The 8,024-nt window shown below is 67.0% G+C and carries 7 protein-coding genes; 6 read left to right on the top strand and 1 reads right to left on the bottom strand.

Annotated features, from left to right (window positions below; all coding sequences use genetic code 11):
• Positions 1–166: 166 nt before the first annotated feature.
• The 6 genes from yccS (at position 167) to ACJ7C5_RS08045 (ending at position 6,520) form a co-directional block, all read left to right on the top strand.
• Positions 167–2,344, top strand: coding sequence for a YccS family putative transporter (gene yccS, locus ACJ7C5_RS08070; protein ID WP_412703589.1), 2,178 nt, complete (start codon positions 167–169; stop codon positions 2,342–2,344).
• Positions 2,345–2,486: 142 nt separating this feature from the next.
• Positions 2,487–3,281, top strand: coding sequence for an SDR family NAD(P)-dependent oxidoreductase (locus ACJ7C5_RS08065; RefSeq protein ID WP_097048580.1), 795 nt, complete (start codon positions 2,487–2,489; stop codon positions 3,279–3,281).
• Positions 3,282–3,378: 97 nt separating this feature from the next.
• Positions 3,379–5,268 (top strand): MFS transporter, encoded by a 1,890-nt coding sequence (locus ACJ7C5_RS08060; RefSeq protein WP_412703588.1) that lies wholly within the window; start codon positions 3,379–3,381, stop codon positions 5,266–5,268.
• A 182-nt stretch (positions 5,269–5,450) separates the two neighbouring features.
• The gene (locus ACJ7C5_RS08055; RefSeq protein WP_412703587.1) at positions 5,451–5,738 is read left to right on the top strand and encodes a CD225/dispanin family protein; all 288 of its coding nucleotides are present in this window, start codon (positions 5,451–5,453) and stop codon (positions 5,736–5,738) included.
• 34 nt (positions 5,739–5,772) lie between these two features.
• Positions 5,773–6,051 carry a CD225/dispanin family protein gene (locus ACJ7C5_RS08050; RefSeq protein WP_006473644.1) on the top strand — a complete coding sequence of 93 codons (279 nt, stop codon included), beginning with the start codon at positions 5,773–5,775 and terminating at the stop codon, positions 6,049–6,051.
• A 43-nt stretch (positions 6,052–6,094) separates the two neighbouring features.
• The gene (locus ACJ7C5_RS08045) at positions 6,095–6,520 is read left to right on the top strand and encodes a DUF2752 domain-containing protein (protein WP_006473646.1); all 426 of its coding nucleotides are present in this window, start codon (positions 6,095–6,097) and stop codon (positions 6,518–6,520) included.
• A gap of 491 nt (positions 6,521–7,011) precedes the next feature.
• Here the strand turns inward: ACJ7C5_RS08045 and ampE are convergent, their stop codons facing one another.
• The gene (gene ampE / locus ACJ7C5_RS08040) at positions 7,012–7,899 is read right to left on the bottom strand and encodes a regulatory signaling modulator protein AmpE (protein ID WP_097048578.1); all 888 of its coding nucleotides are present in this window, start codon (positions 7,897–7,899) and stop codon (positions 7,012–7,014) included.
• Positions 7,900–8,024: the final 125 nt, after the last annotated feature.

Raw genomic sequence — 8,024 nt, 5'->3', positions numbered from 1 at the left:
TTATTGCCCGGCACACCGTTAGTGCGGGCGGGTGGCCGGTTTCTCTACTCCCCGTCCGGGCGCATGAAAGCCGGCCAGCGGCCGGCACTACCGGGTATTCCTTCGCGGGCTGTCCCCTTCACCCCGCACCCGCAATAATGGTGGAAGCCCCTTCCACCGAGCCTGCATGTCCGCCCGCGAATCCCGCCTCAGCCGCCTGTGGGCCCACGAAAAGGCCAGTTATGGCCTTCGGGTGTTCATCGCCCTGACCGCAGCGCTTGCCGTGTGCTGGCAGATGGATGCGCTCACCGCCCTGCCCGGCGTGTTCCTCGGCATCATCGCCAGCGCCATCGCCGAGACCGATGACAACTGGTGGGGCCGTACCAAGGCGGTACTGCTGTCGCTGCTGTGCTTCTGCCTCGCCGCCGCCTCGGTGATCTGGCTGTTCCCCTGGCCGTGGATCTTCATCGGCGCGCTGGCGCTGTCCACCTTCGGGTTGACCCTGCTGGGTGCGCTCGGCGAGCGCTACGCGTCCATCGCCCAGGCCACGGTAACGCTGGCGATCTACACCATGATCGGGCTGGAGCAGCATGGCGCCAGCGACCTGCACAGCGCGCTGGACGCGGTCAGTCACCTGCTGGCCGGTGCGGTCTGGTACGGCCTGCTGTCGATCCTGTGGACCGCACTGTTCGCCAACCGTCCGGTACGCGAACGCGTGGCGCGACTGTACGTTGAACTGGGCCGCTACCTGCAGTTGAAGGCAACACTGTTTGAGCCGGTGCGCGAGGCCGACCTGCAGCGTCGCCAGCTCGACCTGGCCGAACAGAACCGGCGCGTGGTCGGTGCATTGAATGAAGCCAAGACCGCGATCCTGGCCCGCTTCGGCCGTTCCGGACGGCCCGGCGTGAACTCCGGCCTGTACCTGCGCCTCTACTACATGGCACAGGATTTCCACGAGCGCGCCAGCTCCTCGCATTACCCGTACGGCGCGCTGGTCGATGCCTTCTTCCACAGCGATGTGCTGTACCGCTGCCAGCGCCTGCTCGACCTGCAGGGGCAGGCCTGCGCACGGCTGGGTGAGGCGATCCGCCTGCGCCGTCCGTTCGTGTATGGCGAAAGCAACCAGCAGGCCGGGCGCGACCTGGCCGATGCGCTGGCCTATCTGCGCGACCAGCAGCGACCGCAGTGGCAGCGACTGCTTGGCTCGCTGGATCTGCTGGTGCACAACCTGCGCAGCATCGAGCGCCGCCTGCTGGATGCGGAGCGTTCCGAGGCCAGCCTGGACAACGTCGATACCCGCCTGCGCGACAGCAACCCGCACACCCTGCGCGAGATGGGCGTGCGCGTGCGCCAGCAGCTCACGCCCGGCTCGGTCCTGTTCCGCCACGGCCTGCGCATGGCATTGGCCCTGATCGCCGGCTTCGCGGCGATTCGGCTGTTCAACGCCCAGAACGGCTCGTGGGTGCTGCTGACCATCGTGTTCGTGTGCCGCCCCAACTTCGGCGCGACCCGCCAGCGCCTTGCACAACGCATCGTCGGCACCGTGGCCGGCCTGGTACTGACCTGGGCGCTGCTGCAGCTGTTCCCGCAGCTGCACGTGCAGCTGCTGATCGCGCTGCTGTCGGCACTGTTGTTCTTCTTCACCCGCACCGACCGCTACCTGGTGGCATCGGCGGCGATCACGGTGATGGCCCTGACCTGCTTCAACCTGATCGGCGATGGCTTCGTGCTGATCGTGCCGCGCATGGTCGATACGCTGCTGGGCTGCGCGATCGCCGCCGCCGCCGCGTTCCTGATCCTGCCCGACTGGCAGGGCCGCCAGCTGCACCTCGTGCTGGCGCGCGTGCTGGACACCGCCGCGCGCTACCTGGATTCGGTGCTGGGCCAGTACCGCAGCGGCATGCGTGACGATCTGGCCTACCGCATCGCCCGCCGCGACATGCACAACGCCGACGCCGCGCTGTCCACCGCGCTGTCGAACATGCTGCGCGAGCCGGGCCACGTGCGCCGCAACCTGGATGCCGGTTTCCATTTCCTGGCGTTGTCCAACACACTGCTCGGGCACCTGTCGGCGCTGGGTGCGCACCGCGACCAGGTGGACAGCTACGCCGGCGATCCGCTGGCGCTGGCTGCCGGTGAGCGCGTGCGCAAGGCGCTGCAGCAGCTGGCGACGGCCCTGACCGCTCGGCAACCGGTCGCGGAAGAGGACAATGATGCGGACCGCGCGGTGGCCGCCGAGCTGGAGCAGATCGACGAGGTGATGCCGCCGAAGCTGCAGCTGATCCGTACGCAGATGGCACTGGTGCTGCGGATGCTGCCGAAGGTGCGGGCAGCGGCGAATGAGGCGGTGACCAGCCTGGCCTGATCCCTCACCGCTGAATCAGGCATTTCATCCACGCATGGCGTGGATCTACTGCGCCGTGTGCAACGGCGCGTTGCGCCTGGCGCTGCAGTTCGATCACGCCACCACGCGAATACTGGGCAATCCCCCGCTCCGGATCATCGTCATGAAAATCGAACTCAGTGGCCGCACCGCGCTGGTCACCGCCTCCACCGCCGGCATCGGCCTGGCCATCGCCCAGGGCCTGGCCACCGCGGGTGCGCGGATCATTCTCAACGGCCGCAGCACCGACAGCGTCGAACGCGCCCGCCAGCGCCTGCTCGCCGCCGTTCCGGGTGCCGACGTGCTCGGCGTGGCCGCCGACCTCTCCGATGCGGCCGGCGTCGACACGCTGCTGGCAGGCCTGCCCAAGGTCGACATCCTGGTCAACAACGCCGGCATTTTCGGCCCCGAGGACTTCTTCGAGACCGAGGACGCAACCTGGGAACGCTACTGGCAGACCAATGTGATGTCCGGCGTGCGCCTGTCGCGGGCACTGCTGCCGGCGATGGTCGATGCCGGCTGGGGTCGCGTGCTGTTCATCTCCTCCGAATCGGCACGCAACATTCCGGCCGACATGATCCACTACGGTGTCAGCAAGACCGCGCAGCTGTCGCTGTCGCGCGGCCTGGCCAAGCGTGTGGCCGGCAGCGGCGTCACCGTCAACGCAGTGCTGCCCGGCCCGACCCTGTCCGACGGCTTCGCGGCGATGTTCGAAGATGAACGCCAGCGCAGCGGCAAGCCACTGGAGCAGATCGGCCGCGAGTTCGTGATGACGCACCGGCCGTCTTCGGTGATCCAGCGCACCGCCACGGTCGAGGAAGTGGCCAACATGGTGGTGTACCTGGCCTCGCCGCAGGCTTCCGCCACCTCCGGTGCGGCACTACGGGTGGATGGCGGCGTGGTCGACGATATCGTCTGAGACCTTTCAACGTGTGCGGACCAACGGTCCGCACCCACAGGTCCGCACCCACAGCGGATAGGCAGGAATGCTAGGCTGCGCCGGTCAAGGAGGCTCCATGTCCGGTCACAACCAGTTCGCCCTGCTGCGCCAGCGCCGTTTCCTGCCGTTCTTCGTCGTCCAGGCGCTCGGAGCGTTCAACGACAATGTGTACCGGCAGGCGATCATCGGCCTGTTGTTCTATCTGGGCGTTTCGGAGGAGCAGCGTTCGCTTTACACCACGCTGGCGCCAGCCATCTTCATCCTGCCGTACTTCCTGTTCTCGGCGCTGGCCGGGCAGATCGCCGACAAACTGGAAAAATCGCGGCTGATCGTGATCACCACCAGCATGGAGATCGTGATCATGTCGATGGCGGCTGTCGGTTTCATCACCGAGAACCTGCCGTTCCTGCTGGTCGCGCTGTTCTGTACCGGCATGCAGTCGACCCTGTTCGGCCCGGTAAAGTACTCGGTACTGCCCTCGGTGCTGAAACCCGAGGAACTGACGGGCGGCAACGGCCTGGTCGAGATGGGTACTTCGATCTCGATCCTGTCCGGCATGATCATCGGCGGCTCTGTGTTCCTGCTTGCGGGCAGCCACGGTCCGATCGTGGCAGCCACAGCGGTGATCGCTCTGGCCATCTGCGGCAACATCGCGGCGCGCCTGATTCCCAAGGTCGACGCCGGCGATCCGAACCTGAAAATCAACTGGAACCCCTTGCCGGAGTCGCGGGTCGTGCTGCGCATGGCACGGCAGCAGAAGGCGGTGCGCAACGCCATCCTCGGGGTATCCTGGTTCTGGTTCGTCGGTACCGTGCTGACATCGCAGCTGCCCAATTACGCGTTGGCCAACCTCGGCGGCGAACCCAAGCTGTATCTGTTCGCCCTGGCCCTGTTCTCGGTCGGCACCGGCGTTGGCTCGCTGCTGTGCGAGAAGCTGTCGGCGCGCACGGTGGAAATCGGCCTTGTCCCGTTGGGCGCGTTCGGCATGACCGCGTTCCTGCTCGACCTGTACTTCGCGCGCAGTGGCGAAGCGACCGTGCACGGACTGACCATCGGCGCCTTCCTGCAGCAGCCGGGCAGCATCCGCATCGTCATCGACCTGATCGGCATCGGCCTGTTCACCGGCATCTTCGTAGTGCCGCTGTTCGCGCTGATCCAGAGCCGCACGCCGAAGGCGCAGATGTCGCGCGTGTTCGCCGCGCTGAACATCCAGAATTCCGGCTTCATCGTCGGCGCAGCCCTGCTGTCGCTGGCCGCGCACAAGCTGCTGCACTGGACCATTCCGCAGCAGTTCCTGGCGCTGGCCATCGCCAATGCCCTGGTGGCGATCTACATCTTCACCATCGTCCCCGAATTCCTGATGCGCTTCCTCAGCTGGCTGATGGTGCGCACGCTGTACCGGCTGCGCCCACACGGCATCGAGGCCAACGTGCCCGACGAGGGCGCCGCGTTGCTGGTCTGCAACCACGTCAGCTATATGGACGCACTGATCCTGTCGGCGACGATTCCGCGCCCGGTGCGCTTCGTCATGTACTACAGGATCTTCAACATCCCGGTGATGCGCTGGATCTTCCGTACCGCCAAGGCGATCCCGATCGCCGGTGCACGCGAAGACCCGGCGCTGATGCAGCGCGCGTTCGACGAGATCGACGCCGCGCTGGCCGAAGGCGAGCTGGTCTGCATCTTCCCGGAAGGCGCGCTGACCAAGGATGGTGCGATGGCACCGTTCAAGTCCGGTGTCGAGAAGATCCTCGAACGGCGGCCGGTGCCGGTGGTGCCGATGGCGCTGCGCGGCATGTGGTCCAGCATGTGGAGCCGCCGCGACAGCCGCCTTGGCCGCATGCGCGTGCCGCGCCGTTTCCGCGCCACCGTCGAGGTGGTGGCGGCACCGGCCGTGGATGGCCACAGCACCAGCGCCCCGGTGCTGGAGGCCCAGGTGCGGGCCCTGCGCGGCGATCACGCCTGACGAAATCGGCCCGCCAGGCGGGTCCGGCAGCCTCCCCCGCGTAGGTCACCGTCCGGTGACGTACGCGGCATGTCGTGACTGTAAACGCATACATGCAACGTCGGTTGCGGTAGATTACGCACCCACAGGGGGGAGGTCCGGCCGATACATCAGGGCTGGCCACCAAGGAATGGAGTCTTGCTTTGAATCAACCACCACCGCTCAGCCGTCCGGTCTACATCCCCAACCATCTGGTCTGGGCGATCCTGACGACGCTGTTCTGCTGCCTGCCGTTGGGCGTGGTGTCGATCGCCTATGCCTCCCAGGTCGATGGCCGCCGCGCGGCCGGCGATCTTCCGGGAGCCTACAGCGCGTCGCGCAAGGCGGGCTGGTGGGCGGTGGCTTCGGCCGTGGCCCTGCCGGTCCTGTTGCTGTTGTGGTTCGGGCTGTTCGGCGGCTTGGCCGTACTGGGCGCTCTTTCCGACCAATGATTCACCACCACCACCCATCAAGGAGCTTGAACCCATGAATACCGCTACTCCGCAGGTCCCGAACAACCTGGTCTGGGCGATCCTGACCACCCTGTTCTGCTGCCTGCCGGCCGGCATCGTGTCGATCGTCTACGCCGCCCAGGTCAACGGCAAGCTGGCCGCTGGCGACATCGCCGGCGCCCAGGATTCGGCCGCCAAGGCCAAGAAGTGGGCCATCTGGTCCGCCATCGCCTGGGTCGTCGTGGTCGTGCTGTACGTGCTGTTCTTCGTTGTGCTCGGCGGCATGGGCGCGATGAGCAACAGCGGCTACTGATACGCCTGGACGGATCCGGCGCCTGCGCCGGATCCGTTGTTGCATGTCCGCGCTTCCCGCTCGTTCCCGACTCGCCCGCTGGGCACCGCTGCTGGTATCCGCCGGCCTGGCCGTGGGTGCCACGGTGGTGCTGCGCAACGTCAATCCGTATGTCGCCGGCAATCCCCTGCCGAGCTGCCCGCTGTACGCGCTGACCGGCCTGTACTGCCCGGGCTGTGGCAGCACGCGCTGCCTGTATTCCCTGGTCCACTTCGACCTGCCCGGCGCGATGGCGATGAACCCGCTGCTGGTCATCAGCCTGCCGTTCCTGTTGCTGATGCTGCTGAACATCGCCGGCATCCGCCCACGCGTGCTCGATCCGCTGATGCGGGTGCTGGCCAATCCCGTGTTCTGGCTCTGGGTGCTGCCCGGGTATGCGCTGCTGCGCAACCTGCCGTGGGCACCGTTCACTGCACTGGCACCGATCTAGGTTTCCAGCCAACGGCGCAGCCCCTCGTGGTGGGCGGCGTTTGAAGGTAGAAGCCTTGGGGTTGGCCGGGTGGGTCGGCTGCGCAGGGGGCGCTGCAAGTACGTCCATGTAAGCTCGGTCGCCGCATCCATGCGGCTCACGCCCCTGCGCAGCCCACCCACCCGGCCACGGACAGTTTCCGTGTGCGTCCACCACGGAAAAGAAAAAAAGATCAAAAGCGCAAGCGGATCGCTTCGCTCTGCATCCACGCATGGCGTGGATCTACCGTGTCGACCAAGGTCGACACCTACCAACAGCCGCCGGGAAACTGTCGGGGGTGGGGCGGTGTGGGGCTGCAGGACCGTTGGCGCCATGGATGGCGCCATCGAGCCCCCAGGGACGGGTTTACGGCGTGCCCTGCAGCCCCACACCGCCCCGCCCAACCCTCAGCAACACAGAGCCGCTTTGGCTTTGGCCTCTGCAGGTGCAGGGCTGCAAGCCCTGCAATACAACTACGTCACCCAGCCTGCAATCACCAGCAGGGCGAGGATCGCCAGCCACAGCAGCAGCATCCGCCACACCAGGCTCATCGCATCACGCAGGTCCGGCAACCGCTGCCATACCGGCAACAATCCCGCCTCGGTGTAATCGTGCGCATCCTCGCGCAGCTCGGCATTGACGCTGGCCCGCGCCACCGCACCGAGAAAACCGATGCCACCGGCCAGGCGTTCGCCATGGGCCTGGCGCCAGGCCTTCCACGCCGTATCGAAGTTGCCCACCAGTGCCATGGAAAACGCCATCAGCTGCGCCACCGGCCACTCGATCCAGCCCAGCAGGCGCTGCGCCAGCGCCAGCGGCTCCACCGGCACGCGTGCGCGCATCGGGCTTTCAGCCATCAATGCCAACAGGCGATAGCCCAGCGCACCGGCCGGGCCGAGCAGCAGGAACCAGAACAGCACCGCGAACCAGCGCCGCAGCGCGTTGAACACCGTTGCTTCCACCAGTGACGGCACATCCTCGCGCAGGCTGCCACCGGCGGCCTGCAGGTTGCGTAGCGCCGCCTGCCGCGTCGCTGCATCGTCGGCGTCGATGATCGCTTCGATATCGCGGTCCAGGTCGCGCGGTCCCCAGCACCAGGCCAGCACCGCCACGCCCAGCAGCAGCGACGGCAGACCGTACAGCACCCCACGCAGCAGCCAGGCCAACAGCGCCATCAGCAGCAGCGGCGGCAGCAGCGCCAGCGCCACGCCTGCCGGTCCCTGCCAGGCCTTGCCACCGCGCGCATCCAGCCAGCCCAGCCAGCGCCGGAAGCCGTCGAAACGGCGCAGCGAGGCGGCAGCGGCCGGGGCTACATGGCCCAGGGCCAGTGCCACCAGCACGGCGGCCAGAGTGGTGAACATGGCAGGTCTCCCTACGAAACAGAACGCTCGGCGTCGCTACCTTACCTGTCGCAGCGACGCCGTCCGCGGTGACCGGCACTGTAACCCGGGCCGTGTTCAGGTGGCGGCAATACAGGCGCCGCAAC

Origin of the sequence: Nocardiopsis yanglingensis, assembly GCF_045809185.1 — a bacterium.
GTDB classification, from domain to species: Bacteria; Pseudomonadota; Gammaproteobacteria; order Xanthomonadales; family Xanthomonadaceae; genus Stenotrophomonas; species Stenotrophomonas yanglingensis.
The sequence above is the reverse complement of the archived record's forward strand: the minus strand, read 5'-3'. Positions and strand labels throughout refer to the sequence as shown.